Genomic DNA, 22,289 nt, shown 5'->3' with positions numbered 1-22,289 from the left:
GTTACCTGTAGGGATCGGGCTGGGACAGGAAGTGGCGGACATAGTCTGTCACCCCATCCTCCAGTCCCGTCATAGGGGCCGTGTAGCCGGCGGCGCGCAGCCGGTCCAGCTTACCTTGGGTGAAATACTGGTACTTGGCGCGCAGATGATCGGGCATGTCGACATAGTCGATGGCCGGCTCGCGGCCCACCGCACGGTACAAAGCCGTGATCAGGTCAGCGAAGGATCGCGCCTGACCGGAGCCGACATTGAAAATGCCGCTGATAGCGGGATGGTCCAGCAGCCAGAGCACGACATCCACGCAATCGCCGACATAGACGAAGTCCCGCAACTGTCCGCCATCGGCATAGTCGGGGTGGTGCGACTTGAACAGGCGCACGCGGCCCCCGCCGGCGGCAATGGCGTGGTTCTTGGCCACCACGCTCATCATCTCGCCCTTATGATATTCGTTGGGGCCATAGACGTTGAAGAATTTCAGCCCGGCCCATTGCGGCGGGCGCCGTCGGCCCCGGCCCACCTGATCGATCACAAAACGGTCAAAGGCCAGTTTCGACCAGCCATAGGCATTGAGTGGGCGCAAAGCCGCCAGGGCCGCCGGATCATTGTCGTCGGCGAAACCCTGGCTGCCATCGCCATAGGTGGCGGCGGAGGAGGCATAGATCAGCGGCACGTCATTGGCGGCACACCAGTCCCACAACAGGGTGGAAATGCCGATATTCGTTTCGACGATCAGGTCGGCATCGGTTTCCGTGGTGGCGGAGATCGCACCCATATGCAGGACGGCCTTCACCGATCCGGCCCGTGCAGCCAGGAAGGAGGGCAGTTGATCAGGCACCACGAAGCCGGTCACCAGATGCTTTGCCAGATTGCGCCATTTGTCGCCGGACCCCAGCCGGTCGCAGACCACCACCTCTTCCCCCCGCGCGGCCAGGGCCGCGACGAGGTTGGAGCCGATGAAGCCGGCCCCGCCGGTTATGATGGTCAAGCCGGTCATCGCGTCATACCTGCTGATCAAGCTGCCGCATCAATAAAGCTTTCCGCGAAATCTCGCCATGTACGTTCGGTGCGGATGAATATCTTGCCCCGGTCGCCGATGGCCCGCGCCTCCTGCCGGTTCGCGTAGAGCGTTTCCAGATGGGCTACCGCTTCTTCCACCGAGCTTTCACACCAGCCCTGACGCGCGCCGCGCGGGTTGGGCACGGGCGTCTGCTGACGCAGGGGCAGGCAATTCCCCTCCCGGATCAGGTCGCGATGGCCGGTATTGTCCGACAGGATGACAGGCACGCCGCAGGCCATGGCCTCCATGGCCACCAGATTGGTCGCCCCCTCGCACCGGTTGGGGAACAGGGCGGCGTGGCATTCGGCCAGGATGGGCGCGATCTGGGCGCGGGTCAGAAAGCCAAGATCGACAAAGGCGTCGGCAGGCACGCCATGGTCCGCTGCCCAGTCGGTGATGCGTAGGCGGTGGGTGGCCGGATCGATGCGCGGCGCGCGCACCGCAAGCGGCGATTCCGCGATGTCGGCGGATGTGTGCGGCCAGGCATTGTGCCAGGCGGTGATCAGCAGAGCATCGGGATGGCGTTCGTGGAAGATGCGGAACGCCGCCAGCACCACATCCTGCGCCTTGCGATATTCGATCTTGCCACCGGAAAACACCACGAACCGCTCACCGAACAGGCCGGTGCGCGGCAGCAGCGGCATTTCCGACGGGTCCACGCCCTGGAAGGTCACGCGCACATCGGGCAGCCCGCGTTCGGCCAGCAGGTCGCTGTTATAGGTGGAATGGACGATGATCCGGTCATATTGGCGTGCCCGTTCCAGGGTGGCCTTGTCCAGGCTTGTATCCTCGAATGCGATGACACCAATATTGCCCTCACCTTGATAAAGGTTGCTCGTGGGGCCGGGTTCGAAATGGTTCCCCAAGGCATGCAGGGCTGTGCAGTCATGCAGCTTAAGCTTCTTGCCGCCATGCTTGGCGGAAAGCGCCGAAATCTGGTTGTAGCCATCCATCAGCGGTTCCAGCTTTTCCCGCGTGGACGGGCGCATGGTGATGAAGGCCGGCTTTTCCAGCAGTAGCGGCGGCTGGTTGCGGTCGACCAGGCACAGGGCCGTATGGACACCAACCAGGCCCCAGCCATGGATTTCCGTCAACTGCCAGGTCAATGCCAGATTACGCGCCAAGTCCCGTCCCCGAAGCCAGTGCCACCACTACTATCTCCCTCATACGCCGGGCGGGCGCATCCGCGCCTTTGGCTTGCGCGATCATGTGATCGCGGGCCGGCAGTCGCCGACCATTGACGGCATGGCCAAACAGCTCCTGCCGCCAGATGCAAGGAGGCCGACCGGCAGCTTGGCACCGGCCGGCCCCCTTGTCAGCATCTGGAATTATCCCCCGAAAGAGATGTTGCTGCTGTTCAGCTTGGCGTTGGATACGACGCCAAGCAGCTTGATCTCCCCGGACGTGATGCTCTGCTCTCCATTGGTTTTGGTGACCATGTAGATCCCGGTGTCGGTCTCGTCGCTGGCCAGGACCATGACGCTGCCGCCGGCATGCGGGTTCTTCAGGGCACCGATGGCGGTGCGGATGGCAATCAGGCTGTCATCGGTCAGGCTGCTGCTCGTGGTGGTCAGGCGGACCACCTCGTCATTGGCCATATCGACCTGTCCTGTCGTCCGGTCGCCCCCCTGGACCACACCGTCGCCGTTGCGGTCCAGCAGGCTGCGCAGATTGCCGACCAGTACCAGACTGTCCAGTGCCGTCTGGAAGTTGGTGATACGGTCGAAGCCTGTGTTGGCGCCCGCCGCCGCACCGTCGCCGGCATTGCGGTAGACGATCTGGTCTGCCACCTGGGCTGTCCCCAGCGCGATCTGGTCGGCCCCGGCCCCGCCTTCGAAGCGGATGGCCTTGGCGTCGGCCACGGTGACGATATCCGCCCCGTTGCCACCCGTCAGGGTCTCCACCCCGCTGACGCGGATGGTGCCGCCCTGGCTGCCCAGGGTGATCACTTCCCGTGATGCGCCACCGATCAGGGTTTCGATACCGCTGACCAGCATCGTGGCACCACTGTTGCCGATGGTGACGATGTCGGTGCCATTGCCGCCGGTCAGGGTCTCCAGACCACGGACCAGCAGGCTGTTGCCACCGTCGGCCAGACGGACCGCATCCACACCGCTGCCGCCGACCAGGACGTCAATGCCCTTGGCCCACAGCGTGCCCCCCACGGCACCGGTGAAGACGAAGTCGGTGCCACTGCCGCCGATCAGGCTTTCGATGCCTTCCACGGAGATGGTGGCCCCGCCACCGGCCAGCGTGACCTGATCCAGGCCACGCCCACCGATCAGCGTCTCCAGGCCAGAGACGGCAATGTTGTTGCCGACATCGCCCAGGGTGACACGGTCACGGCCACGGCTGCCCACCAGTTCCTCAATCTGCTGGATCCAGATGGTGCTGCCGGCACCACCCAGATAGATCAGATCGGTGGCCGGCGAGCCGGTCAGGCTTTCCAGCATCTCCACACTCATCGTGGAACCCACGCTGCCGGTGCTGGTCACCACGTCGTTCTGGGCGCTGCCGATCAGCGTTTCCAGCTGTGTCACGGCGATGGTGGTGCCGGCCGGACGGGCCAGCGTGATCACGTCCTGACCGATATTGCCGATGACCGTGGCATAGCGGTCGAGGCTGAGCGTCGCACCGGAGGTCGGCAGACGCAGCACATCATCCACCGCACGGATGGTCAGCAGCTTCTCGCTGTCCATGGTGCGGGCATCCAGATCGGAGGTCTGCACCAGGAGCTGTGCCGTCTCCACCCCGTCAACCGTGGTGAAGAGCAGCGTCGCCAGGGTTGCGTTGACATCGGCCACGCTGCCCGTGACGCGGATCACCGTGTTGGAGACCTGGGTCAGGGTGGCGGTACCGACGGCGGTCAGGGCCACCGTACCGCTGGTCGGGGTCAGCGTGACGGACAGGACGGGGCTGTCGGCGTCGGTGACGCTGATGCCCGTGACCGCAGACGCGGTGCCACGCGGGATGGTGACGCCATCGGGGATGACCGTCTGCGGCGGCTGCAACACCTCGATCAGGATCAGGTCGCTGTCATTGGGTGTGACAGGATCGTGATCATCCGTCTCGATCCGCAGCGACGCTGCCGGCTTGCCCAGCACGCCGGTGAACTCCATCGTCGCTAGTGACTGCTTAACGGCAGCGGTGGAACCGGTCAGGACCAGCACTCCGCTATCGCTGCGTGTCACACTGACATCGCCCATGGCGGTCACGGAAACCGATCCATCGGTGGGGGTCAAGGTGACGGTCAGGGTCGGGCTGTCGGTGTCGGAAACGCTGACACCGATGATCTCACCCGCGATGCCGGCAACCACCAGCGGCTTGACGGGCAGGATATTCTCCGGCGCCGTTGCCACCCGCACGTCCAGTGTCGCCACGTCACTGCGCGGGACGGTACCGTTGCCGGCCACCACCTGGATACTGCCTGTGGTGCTGCCGCTGTCGGGCGTGAAATACAGGCCCGCCAGAGTGGCATTCACATCGGCCAGCGTACCCGTCAGGGTGACGGCCCCGCTGCCCCGGCTCTGGCTGGCCGGGCCTACCAGGGTGATCGCACCACCGGTGGGGATCAGGGTGACGGTAACGGTGCCGCCCTGCGCGGCCTGAACCACGATACCGCCCACCACGCTGCTGCGGCCCGCCAGGATGGCGGTGGCTGCCGGCATGGACAGTCGCGGATTGGCCGGATCGTCGTTCAGGATGGTGGCATTGGCCTGGGCAACCAGGATGTCCATGCCGGACGACGGGTTGGACAGGGTGACGGTGAACCGTTCATCCTGTTCGATCACCGTATCGGCCGTGACCCGGACCGTGAGGGTCTTCACCGTCTCGCCAGCGGCGAAGCTGACGGTGCCGGCGGGCAGGGTACCCCCGAAATCGGCGGCATCCAGACCGGAATTGCCGCTGACCCGGTAATCCACCGTGGCCGCCCCCAGGGCCGTACCCGAGCGGGTGACCTGGAAGGTGAAGTTGGTGAAGCCGCTGTCGCCTTCCGCCTTCGCGGTATCGATGGCGGTGATGGAGAGACGGGTGGGAACAACGGTTCCGACCTGTGCGCCTGCCACCGCTGCGTCGAGATTGCTGCCCGTCAGGGCGGTGACGGCGGCGTCCAGGTTACCGGCGGCAGTGCCGTTCCGCAGCGCGGTGACGGTGGTCGTCTGGGCCACGACCTGAACCCGGGCGATGGCGGTAAGGGCCGCCAGCGGATCGGTCAGCAGGGCGGCGGCATTCACCTGGGCGTTGCCGGCCCCGATGATGGTGCCGGCATTGGCGGCAACGGCCCCGACCTTGCCGGCATCGACGCCGGGCAGCCGGGCGGCGGCGCCGCGCAGGATACCGGCCAGCGTACCCGCATCGGCCAGATTGAGGGTCGAACCCGCCGGCAGGGCGCGGATGGCATCGGCCAGCGCGTCCAGGATTGCCTGACCTGCTTGTCCTGGCGCCAGTGTGGTGGTGGCCGCACCGTTCATCACGGCCGCCCCTTCCACGATCAGGTTGGCGATCTTGACCGCTTCGGCCTGGGCCTTCACGGCAGAGGCCACCTGTGCGGCGCTGGCACCCGATGCCGTCGCCGCCTGCAGCGGGTCGACATTCAGCAGATCCAGACCCGCATCGATACCCAGTGCTGTCTTCAACTGCGCCGCCGCCGCCAGATTGGCGGACGCGGTTGCCTGCCTGCCGGCCAGACCGACAATGGCGCTGGTCAGCGGGTTGATGACGGTGGCGCGCGACGGTGCCTCATAGACGCCGTCAAAGACCTGGCCCGTGGAGATGTCGGTGCCGCCCACCATGACATAGGCACCGCTGCCGCCGCCGATGGTGTAGTTGCCGGTCGCATCGGTGACGGATGACGCCTCACCGGCATCCAGGACGCCATTGCCATTGGCATCCGCGAAGACGGTGGCGCCGCTGATATAACCGTCCACGGTCTTGCCGCGTACGAAGTTGATGACCACGCCACCGAAATCGGCACCCGACAGGGTGAAGTCGGCCAGCGCGGTGTTGCCCGCCGCATCCTTGATCGCACCGGCATTGACGATACTGCCGGCGACGGAGATGCCGTCGCTATCCAGATCGCCCGCACCGACAACATAGCGGAAGGTCAGGACCGAACCGCCCGAGCCGCCGACATAGACCGCCTGACGGTTGGCAGAGCCGACCAGCAGGGACAGGGCCGGCGTGCCGTCAACGGTCACGGCCTCGCTGAAGCTCAGGCTGATTTCCACGCTGTCGCCGGGGAAATAGGTACCGGCGGCGGGCGCGGAAACACCCGTGACTTGAGGCGGCAGACGGTCGCGTGCGCCATCCAGGATGGTGCCGGACACGCTGGACGGGTCGTTGATGCGCGGGGTCAGGACCAGACCGGAGGAGGACAGACCATCCAGCTTGACCGTGAAGGTTTCGTCGCCTTCGTTCAGAGTGTCGGCCTTCACCAGGACGGTGATTTCCTGGCTGGACTGACCCGGTGCCAGAGTGACCGTGCCGGAAGGCAGCGCGTCACCCGCGAAGTCGAACCGGTCGATGCCGCTGCCTTCATCGATGCGCCAGTTGACCGTCACTGTGCCGTCCGTGGCCGGGGTCTGACCGGCACTGCGGCTGATGGTGAACCGGTAGGCGACCAGGCCGTCGCCTGTCGGCTCCACCTGCACCGACGGGGTGCCGTTGCTGACGCCGATGGCGATCAGCTGTTCCTCGGCGATGGTGATGTCCACCGCACTGGCAATGTCCTTCTGCCCGTCGCTGACAGAGTAGGTGACGCGGCCCGCCGATCCGGCAAAGCCGGGATCAACGCGGAAGGTGAGGCCCGCCAGTTCCGTGGCGGACACCACGGCACCCGCCGCAACCGCACGGCCATCGGCATATTGCAGGACGCCGTGGCTGGGCAGTTCCCCGATGGTCACGAACAGCTGGTTGCCATCCGGGTCCACGGGCATGTCGATGGACAGGCCGATGGCGCCGGAATTCTTGGCAATGATCACCTGCTTGGGGGCCTGAATGACCGGGTCGTTATTCTCACCATCGATGGTGATGGTAACGGTGGCCGTGGAGGTCAGGCCGCCCTTGTCGGCGATCATGTAGGTGAAGCTGTCCTGGCCCTTGCCACCCAGCGGAAGCGACTTGAAGGCGCCGTTAGGGTCATAGGTGTAGGTGCCATCGGCATTGACCTGGATCTTCGCCCCGGAGGCCAGGGTGATCAGGCTGCCGACTGCCCCGTCGCCATTGACGCCGATGATGGTGCGGGTATCGCCCAGATCGATATCGGTGTCGTTATCCAGCAGGCCGGACCCGTTCAGGATGCCGGTTTCACGGACAGTGCCAGTGTCATCCTTGGCCACGGGGGCCTGGTTGACGTCGGCGATGGTGACGGTGAAGCTCTGCGCGACAGAGGCACCGGCCTTGTCGGTCGCCGTGACGGTGATCCCCAGCGCCCCGGCATCGTTGAAGCCGGGCGTGCCGCTGAAGCTGCCGGTGGCCGCGTCGAAGGACAGCCAGGCGGGCAGGGCGCCGCCCCCCGCCACCGTGGCGGAGAAGGTCAGCGTGTCATTGGTGTCCACATCCCTGAAGGCCGTCGCGGGCAGGGAGAAGGTGAAGCCCTTGCCTTCGATGGCGCTCTGGTTGCCGATGGCCGTCCCGATCACCGGCGCATCGTTCACCGGCGTCACAGCCAGCGTAATGGTGCCGCCGACGGGCGCGTTGCCGGCAATGTTGTCGGTGACCAGCAGGCTGATGCTTGTCGCCTTGTCATTGTTCAAGGCAGGCACGAAGCTGGCTGCCGCCAGTGCCGCATTGATCTGCGCCATGGTGCCGATGGCGGTCCAGACGCCGGTCGCGGCGTCATAGCTGCCACCGCCCTCAATCCGGCCCGTGGTCGGGTCGGCCAGGGTCAGGGTTGCGGTAAGGGCGGCGTTGGGCGCGGCGGTCAGGCTGGCACCGGCCAGCGAGATGGCGCCGCTATCCTCCACATAGGACAGTTCACGCGAAAGGCCCGTAGCCGTGATCTGGCTCTGGCCGATGATGAAGGGTGCGCTGGACGCCGAACCGGCGACATTGTTGCCGGCAACGTCGGTGACGCGGCTTCCATCCAGCGTCAGCGTCACGGTGCCGCCGCCCGTCAGGCCGGTAGCCGTGATCTCGATGGTCTGCGCGTCCACGATGCTGACCGAACCGATGCTCCCCTTCGCCGTGCCGGTCATGGCCAGTCCGAAGGCGGCGGCAGTGGCGCCGCTGACCATTTCGGAGAAGCTGACCCGCCAGGTCAAGCTGGTGCTGTCCGGTGCCGGCGTGCCAACCAGCGCCAGGCCGGTCACGCTGGGGGCGCGACCGTCGATGGTGATGGTGGTGGCGGTGCTGGCTTCACTCACCAGACCGGACTTGCCGGTGGCCGTGGCGCTGAGGCTCAGCGTGCTGGCCGCGGCGCCGGCATCGATGGTGAAGCTGTAGGCGCCATTCTCGTCTGCAACGCTGGTCAGGCCGCTGGCAGTGCCGCCGATAAGCAGGCTGATCTTTGCGCCGGCTTCCGCCGTGCCGGTGACGACCAGGCTGCCGGGCTTGGTAATCCCATCACTGCTGGAGATGCCGGTATCGCTGCCCGGGGCCAGGACCGGGGCGCTGGGCGCCTTGGTCTGGGCCTGGACGGCCAGGGTGAAGCTTTCCTGGCTGAGGCCGCCCTTGCCGTCGCTGGCCTGGACGGTGACGGTCCGGTCACCGGAAAGGACACCGGTCCAGTTCGCGCCATCCTTGACAGTGACGACACCGGTCTTGCCGTCGATCGCCACCAGACCGCCAGCATCGGCCAGCAGGCTGTAGGTCACAACGCTGTTGCCGGGATCGGTTGCCGAAGCGGTGATGCCGACCGTTGTACCGGCAGCGGACCCCGTCTTCACGGTGTTGGCGGCGCTGTCCTTATCGACCGGGGCTGTCGGGGGAGCATTGGTAACGGCGATGGTGAAGGTCTGCGTGCTGATCCCGCCCTTGCCGTCGCTGGCCTGCGCGGTGATGGAATGACCAGTGGCCGTCTCGAAGTCGATCTTGTCAGCGTCCTTTACCGTAACGACGCCGGTCTTGGCATCGATCTGGAAGCGTCCGTCGGCATCGTTGGTCAGGCTGTAGGTCACCGGCGTGGTGCCGGGATCGGTGGCCTTCACGGTCAGGCCGACGCTGCTGCCGGCCTTGGAACCCTCCGCCACGCTGTTGGCCATGCTGTCATCATCGACCGGGGTGGTCGGCACGACATTGGCCAGGTCGATGGTGAAGGTTTCGGTGCTGAGCCCGCCCTTGCCGTCGCTGGCCTGAACCGTGATCGCATGGCTGGCCGATGCCTCAAAGTCCAGCTTTTCGCCATCCTTGACGGACACGACACCGGTCTTGGTGTCGATCTGGAAACGGCCACCGGCATCGTCGGTCAGGCTGTACGTGACCACGGTGTTGCCCGGATCGGTCGCCTTGGCGGTGATCCCGACCAGGGTGCCGGCCTTGGCCCCTTCCACCACGCTGTTGGCGGTGCTGTCACCGTCCACAGGCTTGGTGGGCGGCGCGTTGGCGACATTGATGGTGAATGTCTGATTGCTGATACCGGAATGCCCGTCGCTGACATGGGCGATGATCGTGTGGCTGGACGCCGTCTCGAAATCGAGCTTGGTGCCATCCTTCACGGTGACCACACCGGTCTTGGCGTCGATCTGGAAGCGACCGCCAGCATCATCGGTCAGGCTATAGACCAGGATAGCGCTGCTGGTATCGACGGCATTGACCGTCACACCCACAGTGGTACCAGCCGAGGCACCCTCAATGACGCTGTTGGGCGCGCTGTCCGTGTCGGTCGGGACTGCGGGCGCGACATTGGTGATGCTGACGGACAGCGTCTGCTCGGTCGTCAGGCGACCGTCGGAAACCTCCACCGTGATGGCGTGGCTGGTCGCTTTGTCATAGTCGAGCAGCTTGCCGTTGGCGACGGTCACCAGACCGCTGTTGCTGTCGATGCTGAAGCGCCCACCGGCATTGTCCACCAGCCGGTAGGTCAGCGCGCTGACATCCGTGGCCTGGACCAGACCGACGGCGGTGCCATCAGCGGCACCTTCCAGCACCGAGACAAAGGAGCTGGTGATGGATGCCGGTGCGACGGTGTCGATCAGATATTCGTTGCTCTTGCCACCAACGGTCAGGGTGTTGCCGGCCAGGTCCTTGATGCCGTTCGGCAGCAGGTCCAGCCGGATAATGCCCTCACCCTTGATGCCGTCGACAGTGACCGTATAGGTGTCTCCGCTACCGGTCACGGATGCCTGGTTGAACAGCAGCGGCCGGTTGAAGTCTGCGACATTATTGACGGTGAAATCGCTCAGATCGACGCCCGTCACAGCTTCGGAGAACTTGACCAGGAAGGTCAGGGCCTTGGATGTCGGTCCTTGAGGGCCGGTGGCCGCCGCCGAAACGAAGGTCGGCCGGATCGTGTCAACGGTGATGAGGGTCGATCCCCCGCTCTCTGTCACATACAGATTGTCCAGGGTCAGGTCGGAGCGACCAGCCAGGGTGATCTGGTTGCCGCCATAGCTGAGGATCGCGTCGCTGCCGTTGGCGGTCAGCGTCATCTGGCTTTCGGTGAAGACCGAACCGCTGATGCGCAGCTTCTCGGTTTCGGCGATGTCAGTGACGGTATCGCCATTGCCGACATCGAACAGATCAATACCGGCACCACCCGTCAGCGTGTCGCTGCCATCGCCGCCGATCAGCGTGTCGTTGCCGGCGCCACCGACCAGGGTGTCATTCCCCGCCTGACCATCCAGATAGACATCCGTGACGCCGGCCGACGCGCCCAGCGTGGTTACGGTTACCATATCGGCGCTGCTGCTGCCGATGACGGTTTCAAGCAGCCAGACAGCCATGGTGCTGCTGCCCGACAGCGTGGCGATATCCAGACCCGCACCGCCCACCAAGGTCTCCAACTGAGAGACATTCATGGTGCTGCCGCCGGACCCGGTACCGGTCACGACATTGACACTGCCATTGCCGACAAGGGTTTCCAACTGGGTCACTGAGGTCGTAAAGCCGGAACCGGAAAGTGCCCGCAGAGTGTCCGTGCCGGCCCCGCCCTGGATCACGTCCAGCATCGAGAAGGCCAGCGTATTGCCGCTGGAGTCGAGCTTCACCACGTCACGACCGGTATTGCCGATCAGCGTTTCCAGCAGCGACACCAGCATGGTGGAACCGCTGCTGCTGGCGATGGTGACATTCTCGACATAGGAGCTGCCGGTCAGGGTTTCCAGCAGTTCCACGGCGACCTTGGAGCCACGGGTGCTGTTCAGCGTGACGACATCCTTGCCGACGTCGCCCACGATGGTCTGATAGGCATCGACGCTGACCGTCGCACCCGCCGACGGCAGGTACAGGATGGTGGCGGGAACGAAGATCGTAACGGTTGTCAGGGCACCGCCCAGCGACAGGGTCTCGGTCGGGGTGTAGACCGTCTCCAGACCCGACACCAGAATGGTGGCGCCGGTATCGGTGAAGGTGACGACATCGTTGCCGCTGTTGCCGATGAGCGTTTCCAGGCCGATGGCGCTAAGCGTGCTGCCGCCGGTGTTGCCCAGCTTCACAATATCGACAGCGGCGGCGGAGCCGATGACGCTTTCGACATCGGTGATGGTGACGATGGATTCCACCAGCGTCACGGTGACGGTCGTGCTGCCGTCCAGTTCCTCACGGTCGACCGAGGTTCCCTTAAGGACAAGCACGTCATTGCCGCTGCCACCGGTCAACGTGTCGATCAGCGAGACGGTGAGCGTGGTGCCGCCCGTCGCCGGGCTGACCAGGGTGACGATGTCGGTACCGGTACCGCCGGCCAGTTCTTCCAGCGCCTCGATCCGGATGGTGCTGCCGGAAGTGCCGCCCAGGGCGGCGGCGTCATATCCGCTGCCACCGGTCAGGGTTTCCAGACCGGTGACGGTCAGGGTTCCGCCCCCACCGGCCATGATGACATGGTCATCACCGGCCCCGGCATTGACGTTCTCCATCAGCGATACGGTGACGGTATCGTTGCCGCTGCCCAGGGTGGCCGTATCCGTTCCCTTGCTGCCGATGATCGTCTCAACATCGGAAATGACGATGTTGCTTTGCAGGGTCGGGACGCTGTCGACCGTGACGAAGGTGGCTTCCAGGGTCACGACATCGGTGCCGAGACCGCCTGTAAGGGTCTCAACCTGCGACACCATGATCTGGTTGCCGCTGCTGCCCAGCGTTACGCTGTCAACGCCGCTATTGCCGATCAGGGTTTCGACCAGCGAGACATGGATATTGTTGCTGCTGGTGCTGGTCAGGGTGACGGCATCAATGCCGGAACCGCCGATCAGGGTTTCGACACCCTGCATCGCCAGCGTGATGCCATTGGTTCCCGTGCCCGTGATGATATCAAGGCCGCCGCCACCGGTCAGGGTTTCCAGCAGGGCGATGGCGAATGTGCCACTGGCCGCCGCCGTGACGACATCCTTGCCGGCTCCGCCCGCCAGAGTCTCCAGCGCCTGGAACAGCAGGGTGTTGCCACCGCTGCCCAGGGTGATGGCATCGACACCGGCGCCGCCGGTGATCGTCTCGAAATTGACCAGCGTGGTCTGGTTGTTGCCGGACAGGGTGACGGCGTCGTTCCCGCTGCCGCCGATCAGCGCATCCAGCGCCGTGGCCGTTACGGTGTTGCCACTGCTGCCCGACAGGATGACAGCCGCGCTGCCGGCACCGATCAGGTTTTCCACCAGCGTGGTGGTCAACGTGCTGTTGGACACGCGGATAAGGTCAGTACCGCTGCCGCCAGTGACGGCCTCGAACCCGTCCAGATAGATCGTGCTGCTTGTCTCGGTCAGGATGGCCACATCATTGGTGCCGTTGCCGATCAGCGTATCGATCAGGGACAGGGACAGCGTCCCGCCGCTGGTATCCAGGTTCGTGATGACATCAAGGCCGGTGCTGCCGGTGATGGTTTCGAACCGCGCCACGGACATGGTGCTGCCGCTTGTCAGCAGCTTGACCTCGTCAATACCCGTCCCACCGAACAGCGTTTCCAGGTTCTGGACCGTGACCGTTCCGCTGGTGGACAGGATGATGGCGTCGGTTCCAGCCGCGCCCAACAGGGTTTCGACCGACGATACCAGCATGGTGACGCCCAGGTCGCCCGTGCTGGTGATGACGTCCGTGTCGGCGGTGCCGACCAGCGTTTCCAGCAGGGCGATGGACAGGGTGCTTGCGGCGGCGAGCGTAACGATATCACGCCCGTCACCAGTGCTGGTCAACTGCTCCATGGCGCTGATGGTCAGCGTATTACCTGTGCTGTCCAGGAGTGCAATATCTCTGCCAATACCCCCGATCAGCGTTTCCATGAGGCGCATGGAAATTGTGCTGCCGAAGGAACGATAGCTGATGACGTCCACACCGGCGCCGCCTGTCAGCGTTTCGATGCGGTAAACTTGGATGCTGTTACCGGTATCGGCCAGCGTGACAATATCAAGGCCGCTGCCACCGTCGAGGGTCTCCAAACCCGACAAACTGATAGTCGCGCCAGAGGGGGTGAGCGTTATGAAATCCGTGCCGCTGCCGCCCTTCAATGTCTCCAGGCGCCCAACGGTCATGGTGTTGCCACCGTTGCCCAGCGTCACCACGTCGGTGAATGCACCACCGTTGGCGCCTATAAGAGTCTCTATATTCTCAGCATTGATGGTGCTGCCGTTGCTGGACAGGGTGATAGTTTCAGTACCGCTGCTGCCGATCAGGGATTCGATTGCGTCAACGAACATGTTGGCGCCGTCGGTGGTGGTCACCAGCACATCTGTCCCGCCGCCGCCCAGGATCGTTTCCAATTGGGATATAAATAAAGTGGTTCCGTTTAAAGACAGTCTGATCGCGTCGGTCCCGGAACCGCCAGTCAGCGTTTCCAAGCCGTCAATCCAAAGGGTATTCCCGCCCGTGCGCAACGTAACTATGTCTTTGCCGGTACCGCCGCCCAGTGATTCCAGTAGACCGACAAAGATGGTGTTCCCCTGGTTGTTCAAACCAACGACATCGGTCCCAATACCGCCCGTCAGGGTTTCCACCGCCGACACGGACATCGTACTGCCCATGCTGGCCAAAGTGACACGGTCGGCGCCGCTGCTACCAACGAGGGTCTCGATAAAGCCCACGACATAGGTGCCGGCCGCCGTGGCCGTCACCACATCAATACCGCTGCCGGTACCAAGCAGCGTCTCCACGGCACCAAAGGACAGCGTGTTACCATTGCTGCCCAGAAGCACAAAATTGTTGCCGCTGGCGCCCACCAGCGTTTCGACCAGGGATACCTGTGTCGTGCTGCCGCCGGTGGCGAAGGTGACCACATCATTGGCCACGCTGCCGGTCAAGCTTTCCAGATTCTGGATGGTGATGGTGTTGCCGCTGTCGGTCAGGATGACGGCATCGGTGCCGGAACCGCCCACCAGCTGTTCCACGCCAGCGACCGCCATGGTGGCGCCCTGGCTGGTGAAGCCGATAACATCCTGGCCGCTGCTGGCGATCAGGGTTTCCAGCAGCCCGACGAAGACCGTGTTGCCGTTGTTGGTCAGGCTCACCACGTCGGTACCGGAGGCACCGATGATGGTTTCCACCCCGCTGACGGACAAGGTAGCGCCGAACGTGCCGGTGCCGTTGATGGCATCCGTGCCGCCGGAGCCGAACAATGTCTCGATCAGAGATACGGAAAGGGTCGTGGCGCTGGCCAGCGCGACCAGATCCTTACCCGAACCACCGGAAAGCTGTTCGATCAGCGAGACGATGGTCGTGCTGCCGGCTGTGGTCAGTGTGACATTGTCGATGCCGGTGCCGCCGATCAGGGTCTCGACCCCGATGGCCAGCATGGTGCTGTTGATGCCGTCCGCGAAACGGACAATGTCCTGCCCCGCACCCGCGATCAGCGTTTCCAGCGCCGCCACAGCGATGATGGCACCGCTGCTGGACGTCTGGGTAACGACGTCGGTCCCGGAACCACCGATCAGGGTATCGATGTCGCTGATCGACAGGGTGATGCCGGCGGTTCCCGTGCTGGTCACCACTTCGATCGAGCCGCTGCCAACCAGGGTTTCGATCAAGGCGATGGCGAAGGTGCTGCCGCCGGTCAGCAGGGTCACCACATCGGTGCCGGCCCCGCCGTTGAGCGATTCCAGTGCCGTAATCGACAGGGTGTTGCCGGTGGTGGCCAAGGTGACGTTATCGGTACCGGTGCCGCCGAACAGCGTTTCCACGTTCAGGATCGTCAGGACATTGCCGTCATTCAGAAGGGTGACCTGGTCGGTGCCGCTGCTGCCCCGCAGGGTTTCGACCCCGCCAATATTGGTTGCGCCGCTGTTGGATAGCGTCAGGTCGTCGATGCCGCTGCTGCCGATCAGCGTTTCAACCGCCGAGGCCAGCATCGTGGAACCGTGGGTGCCGATGATGGTGACGACGTCGCTGCCGCCGACGCCGAACAGTGTTTCGATCAGGCTGACGCTGAAGGTGCCGCTGCCGGCAATCAGGTCCTTGCCAACACCGCCCAGCAGGCTTTCCACCTGCGACGTGACGATCGTGTTGCCAGCCGATCCCAGGGTGACCTGATCCAGCCCGGTATTGCCGATGAGGGTCTCAACCTGGGTGACCGATACGGAATTTCCACCCGTCTCCAGCAGGATTCTGTCCGATCCGCTGCCGCCGATGAGTTCTTCCACGAGGGAGATCATCATGGTGGAGCCGGCGGTACCCGTGGTGGTGACAAGGTCGGTGCCGTTGGACCCGATCAGCGTTTCCACTGCCAGCACCGCCATGGTGGCGCTGACCGTGAAGGTGACGGTGTCGGTACCGCCGCTGCCGATCACGGTGCGGTAATCGGTGACGGTATTGGCGCTGGGCAGATTGATGATCTGGTTGTTGATGACGACCCAGGTGCCGTTGGTCAGATCGGTGCCGCTCAGCACCTCTGTACCGTTGGGCTTGTGGATGGTCTCGATCCCCTGCACCCAGATGCTGGTATCGGAGTCAGTGAGGGTCACGACGGTGCCGGCCCCGCTGCCGATCAGCGTTTCCACGCCCACAGACGTGATGGTGCTGGCCGAGGTCAGGATAACGGTATCGACGCCAGTCCCACCAATCAGGGTTTCAATGCTGGAAAGCACGGTCGTGATGCCGCCGGTGCCGAAGGACACCGTATCGCCGCCCGTTCCACCGATCAGGGTTTCCAGCAGCCGGACGAGGATGGTGTTGCCGCCGTTGCTCGACAGGGTCACTTCGTCATTGCCGGACGAGCCGTAGAAGGCTTCAACCCCGGTCACGCTGGTGGTGATGCCGCTGCCAAATGCCGTTAGGGCGTCGGTACCGGCACCGCCGGCAACGGATTCCACGCCGCTGATGGACGTCGTGTTGCCGCTGCTGCCCAGGGTGAGCAGTTCGTTGCCGACATTGCCGATCAGGGTGTCGATCAGCGACGCGAAAAGGCTGGCGCCGCCCGTATCCGCGATGATGACGCTGTCCAGGCTGCTGGTGCCGATGATGGTGTCGATCAGCGATACGGACAGGGTGCTGCTGTCTGTGGTCAGGCTGATATTCTCGGTGCCGGTGCCGCCGACCAGGGTGCTGTACTGCCCCACCCGCAATGTGGTGCCGCCATCGCCCAGCAAGGCGACGTCGGTGCCAAAGCCGATGGACCCGATCAGGGTTTCCAGGCCGCTTACCGACATGGTCGAGCCAAGCGTTCCCGTGCTGAGGATGGCATTGACGGCGCTGTTGCCGACGATGGTTTCCAGGTCGCTCACATGCATGGTGAAGCCGCTGGTACCATAGGCCTGAACGGCATCCGTCGCATTGCCGCCGATCAGGGTTTCGAGCAGCGTCACAGCCAGCGTGTTGCCATTGCTGGACAGCAGCACGCGGTCAAGGCCGGAATTGCCGATAATTGTTTCCATATCGGAAACATTCAGGGTGGAGCCGTCCGTGCTGATGTTGGTGGCCACGTCGTTGCCGCCGCTGCCCACCAGCGATTCCAGCAACTGTACAGCCAAGGTTGAGGCCTGGGTGAAGGTGACCACATCGCTGCCGGCCTGACCGATAATGGTCTGATAGGCATCGACGGTCACGGTATTGCCGCCGGCGCTGGGTACCGTCAGGACCAGTTGAGCGGGACTAAGTACGATGGTGGTGGCCGCGCCGGCCAAGGCCAGGGTGCGGTCGGTTGTATGAACCGTCTCCACACCGGAGACGACAATGGTGCCGCTGGTTTCAGTGAATGTCACCAGATCGGTGCCGGACCCGCCGATCACGGTCTCCAGACCGGTCACGGTGATCGTGTTGCCGCCCGTGCCGAGCTGCACCACGTCCAGGCCGGTATTGCCGATGATGGTTTCCACCAGACTGGTGGTGATCGTGTTGCCGCCGCTGGCCAGCAAAGCGATATCGGTGCCGTCACCGCCGGTAAGGCTTTCCACCAGGGAGACGGACAGGGTGACGGTGGTGCCGTTGCCGCTGGCGGCGGTGACGATATCGGTGCCGATGCTGCCGGTGATGGCTTCCACCGCACTGACGGCCAGGGTGCCGCCAATTCCGGTCAGCGTAACGCCGTCGGCGCCGCTGCTGCCCACCAGGCTTTCCACGGCACCAACGGCAATGGTGGCGCCACTGGTGCCGCCCAGGGTAACGATATCGGTGCCGGTGCCGCCCGTCAGGCTGTCGATCAGCGAGACGGTGACGGTGCTGCCGGAACTGTCCGAGATTGTGGCGATGTCGTTGTCAACGGTGCCGGTCAGGCTTTCCACCAAGGAGACGGTGATGGTGCCGCCGCCGGTTGCCATCCGCACATGGTCGATGGTGCCGCTGGAATCGCCAAGGACGCGTTCCACACCCGTGACGGTGACGTCGTTGCCGCTGGTGTTCGCGGACAGGCGGATCGTGTCATTGCCGCTGTTGCCGACGATGTTTTCCACCAGATCGACCAGCAGGGTATTGTTGCCGGCACCCAGCGCCACCGTATCGGCGCCCGTGCCGCCGCGCACACTCTCGACCAGGGAAACGGTCAGGGTGTTGGCCGCCGTCTGGTCGATGGTGACAAGATCGCTTCCGCTGCCGCCCGTCACGGCTTCGACGCCGGTGATCGACAGGGTGCCGCTCATGCTGGCGAGATCGGAGCCCAAACCGCCGACCAGGCTTTCGATCAGCGACACGGCCAGGGTGGACCCCAGGCTGCTGCCGATTATGATGGTTTCCGTACCACTGCCGCCGGTCAGGCTTTCGATCAGCGCGGCCTGGAAGGTGCCGCCGCTGGTGCCGGCCAGGGCGACCACATCGCTGCCGGCGTCGCCGGTCAGGGTTTCAATCTGACTGACGGTGATGGTGTTGCCAAGCGAACCCAGCAAAGCGGTATCGCTGCCGGCCCCGCCGATCAGGCTTTCGGTCAGTGAGACGGTGACGGTGCCGCCGCCGCTGTCCATGCTGACCAGATCGGTGCCGCTGCCGCCGATCACACGTTCCACGCCCGTGATGAACAGGCTGTTGCCGCCAGAACCCAGTTGGATGACATCGTTGCCGGACCCGCCCAGCAGGCTTTCCACCAACGACAGTGCGATTGTCGATCCGGCGGTGCCGGCCTGCGTGACGATGTCGGTGCCGCTGGTGCCGTTCAGGCTTTCGATCAGGGATACGGTGATGGTGCTGCCGCCGGTGCCGGCCAAGTTGATCAGGTCGGATATGGCGCCTGCGTTACCGACAATGTTTTCGATCCCAGCAACCGATATGGTGTTGCCGGCGGTGGTCAGCAGGGCACTGTCCACACCGGCGCCGCCGATGAGGGTTTCGACGGCCGAGACGGTGACGGTTTCGCCCGTGGAGGCAAACGACACCACTTCCGTGCCGGTGCCACCGGCAAAAGTTTCAAGCAGCGAAACCGTAACGGTCGATCCAACCGTGCCCTCGACACGTGCCGCATCCTGGGCACCGCTGCTGCCGATGATGGTTTCCAGCGCGCTGACCCTCAGGGTTGACCCGCCGCTGCCCGCGAAGATCGCCGTATCGGCACCGCTGCTGCCGGTCACAATGTCCACGCCGGAGACGGCGAGGGTGTTGCCGGATGTGCCAATCAGGAACGCCTGGTCCACACCGCTGCTGCCGATCAGAGTTTCCAGAAAGGATACTGCGATATTGGCGGACGCGCTCATCACCACAATGTCGGTACTGGTGCCGCCGATCAGGGTTTCGACCAGTGTCGTCGTGAAGGTATTGCCGCCGCTGCCCAGCGTGATGGTATCCCGGACGCCGGCGCCGCCGATGATCGTCTCGAACGCTGAGATGACCATGGTGTTGCCGCCATCGACCAGCTTGACGATGTCGTCGCTGCTGTTGCCGATCAGGGTCTCGATGCGGGCCGCGAACAGGGTGGCACCGGCAGCGCCCGTATAGGTCGCCACGTCGGTGCCCGACGCGCCGCCGATCAGCGTCTCGATGGCCGAAACGGCGATGGTGCTGCCGAACGTGCCCACCGACAGGACATCGACACCACTGCTGCCCACCACGGCTTCGATATTGGAGACGGTCAGGGTATTGGCAACCGTTCCTTCCATCGCCAGCGTGTCATTGCCGGCACCGCCGGTCACGCTTTCCAGAAGCGAGATGCGGATGGTGCCGCCGGTGGTGCCGGTGTCGGTGATGACGTTGGCCCCGGCGGTGCCGATGATTGTTTCTATACTATCGACGGCGATGGTGTAGCCGGAAGCGGCCCAGGTGACGACATCATCACTGCTGGCGCTGCCGATAACGGTCTCCACGGCGGTGAAGGCCATGCTGGTCGTGCCGGCGGCATATTGGACGACATCCGCGCCGACATTACCGATATAGGTTTCCACCTGCCCGACCAGCATCGTGCTGCCCACGGTGCCCGTGCGCACGATGACATCGTTCTGCGCGGTGCCGATCAGGGTTTCCAGCAACTGCACCGCCAGGGTCGTGCCCTGGGTCTGTGTCAGGGTGACGATGTCGGTGGCGGTATCGCCCAGCACCGTTTCATAGGGCAGGGCCACGCTGCTGCTGCCGCCGGTGGCGGGCATCTGCAGGACATTGGTGACGCCGCCGATGACGATCGTCTGATCGGCGCCGGCCAGGGCCAGCGTCTGGGTTGCCGTTATGACGGTTTCGACACCGGACACGAAGACGGTCGCGGCACTGTCGGCGAAGGTGATGACATCGGTACCCAAACCACCGAGCAGCGTTTCCACCAGGGAGACGGTGGTGGTGCTGCCGCTGCTGAGCAGGGAGACCACATCCATGCCAGCGCTGCCGAACAGGGTCGACAACATACCCGCCGTCACCGTGTTGCCGCTGGTGGCCAGGAATACAGCCCCGGCACCCGTGCCGATCAGGGTTTCCACGAACGACACGGCGGTAGTGACGCTGGTGGTGCCCTGGCCGAAGGAGACGGTGTCGTTATAGGCGCTGCCGATCAGGGTATCGACATTCAGCACCGCCAGACCGGTCGCGCCCGACGCCAGCGTGATCGATTCCCGCTGCTGCGAACCGATCAGGGTGCCGATCATGTTGACGTTCAGCGTGCTGCCCGTCGTCACCTTGACAATGTTGCCGGCCATGCCGCCCAGCAGCGTTTCGATATCGGTGACCGTGACGCTGCTTGACGTGGTGGAGCCGAAGATAGCGGTGTCTGCACCGCTGCTGCCCTTCAGGCTTTCCACCGCCGACACATTCAGGGTGCCGGCACTGGTGAAGTTTACAGTGTCGAAATTGGTGCTGCCGGCAATCGTCTCAATGTCAACGATCAGGAGGGTGTTGCCTAGCGAGGAAAGCTGGTCCAACTGCACCACATCCTGGCCGGCGCCACCGACCAGCGTTTCGATGAAACGCACTGTGGTCGTGCTACCGCCGGACTGGTCGATCTGCACGTAGTCATTACCGCCATTCGTGGCCAGGCCGGCAATGGCTTCGATCAACGAAACGTTGATCGTGTTGCCACTGCTGGCACCCGGCGCGGTCAGCCAGATGGTGTCATAGCCGCTAGTACCGATCAGCGTCTCCACCATCGACACGAACATGGTGCCGTTGCTGGTGGCGGTGACCAGGGCGGTGCTGCCGGTGATCGGTGTCGTCCGCCGTTCCTCCATCGTCACGACATCGGCACCACCGCTGCTGCCGACCAGGGTGTCGATATCGGAGATCGTGATGGTGGTGTTGGTATCGCCCAGGACCAGCATGTCGCGACCGCTGGAGCCGCCGGCCACATGTTCGATCCCCTGTACCAGCAAAGTCATGGCGCCGGTACGCAGATCGATAGTGCCGGTCTTGAAGGCGTTGGTGAAGACATCGCGGCCCGCGCCACCAATCAGCGTGTCGAGGAAGATGCCGCCGATGGTGTTGCCGCCACTGCCCAGCGAATAGACGTCTGTCTTGGTGCCGCCGATCAGGAATTCAGCACCGATGAAATGGACGGTATTACCGGTCAGCGTGGCATGGGTGGCGAATAAATCGTATGCGCTGTTGCCGATGACGGTTTCAAACAGGCCGACCACTGTGGTGGTGCCGGTGGTGTTGGTGAAGACGGCAACATCGTTGCCGCTGTTCCCCATCAGAGATTCAATAAAGGTGACGGCGATCGTGGTGCCACCGGTATTGGCCAGGGTGATGAAGTCGGTGCCCGTGGCGCCGCCGATGAAGGTTTCGACGTCGGAGACCAGCATGGTGCTGCCGGCCGTCACGATGTTCAGCACATCCCGGCCGATATTGCCTAAAATGGTCTCAATGTAGGACACGCCCAGCGTATTGCCGGCGGTACCGCCCAGGGTTATCGTTTCCTTCGGCGTCGCGTTGCGCGCGGCGTATATATGGTCCAGGTTGGTGACCGTCATGGTCTGGCCGGCGGAATTCAACACCAGGCCCTGGGTGCCGCCGACGCCTTTCACGAAGGAGTAAACGATACCGGTGGTGAGCGTAATGTCCGCGCCACCCGAAAGGGTCAGTGTACCGCCAGCAGCCATGTTCGTTCCCTCGCCCCACCTGAAGACACCCAGCCTATACCAAAGGCGTAGGGTTCGATCTCGACCGACAGAATCGGCCGGACCATAATTCATACTGCCGTATTACCCTATTGGAGCGGATACGGAAACATAAAAACCAGCACTGGAGCAGACTACAGGTATATCTTCGGGATACATGTCACAGCAAACCGCGAGAGATGAGCGGTGCTGCCGCTGGTTCCGAACTATTC

3 protein-coding genes are annotated in these 22,289 nt (G+C 63.9%); all 3 read right to left on the bottom strand.

Features of this window, described 5'->3' with window-relative positions; genetic code table 11:
* Position 1: 1 nt before the first annotated feature.
* Entirely contained in the window at positions 2-985 is a 984-nt protein-coding gene (gene rfaD, locus ACODSP_RS04915) for an ADP-glyceromanno-heptose 6-epimerase (RefSeq protein ID WP_488964532.1), read from the bottom strand.
* Between the two features lie 26 nt (positions 986-1,011).
* Positions 1,012-2,181, bottom strand: coding sequence for a glycosyltransferase family 4 protein (locus ACODSP_RS04910; RefSeq protein WP_488964512.1), 1,170 nt, complete (start codon positions 2,179-2,181; stop codon positions 1,012-1,014).
* A gap of 204 nt (positions 2,182-2,385) precedes the next feature.
* A complete protein-coding gene (locus tag ACODSP_RS04905; RefSeq protein ID WP_488964511.1) occupies positions 2,386-22,059 on the bottom strand; it encodes a beta strand repeat-containing protein in 19,674 nt (6,557 codons plus the stop codon).
* Positions 22,060-22,289: the final 230 nt, after the last annotated feature.

It is taken from the genome of Niveispirillum sp. FG156 (assembly GCF_057809555.1).
This window is presented reverse-complemented; position numbering and strand designations above follow the sequence as displayed.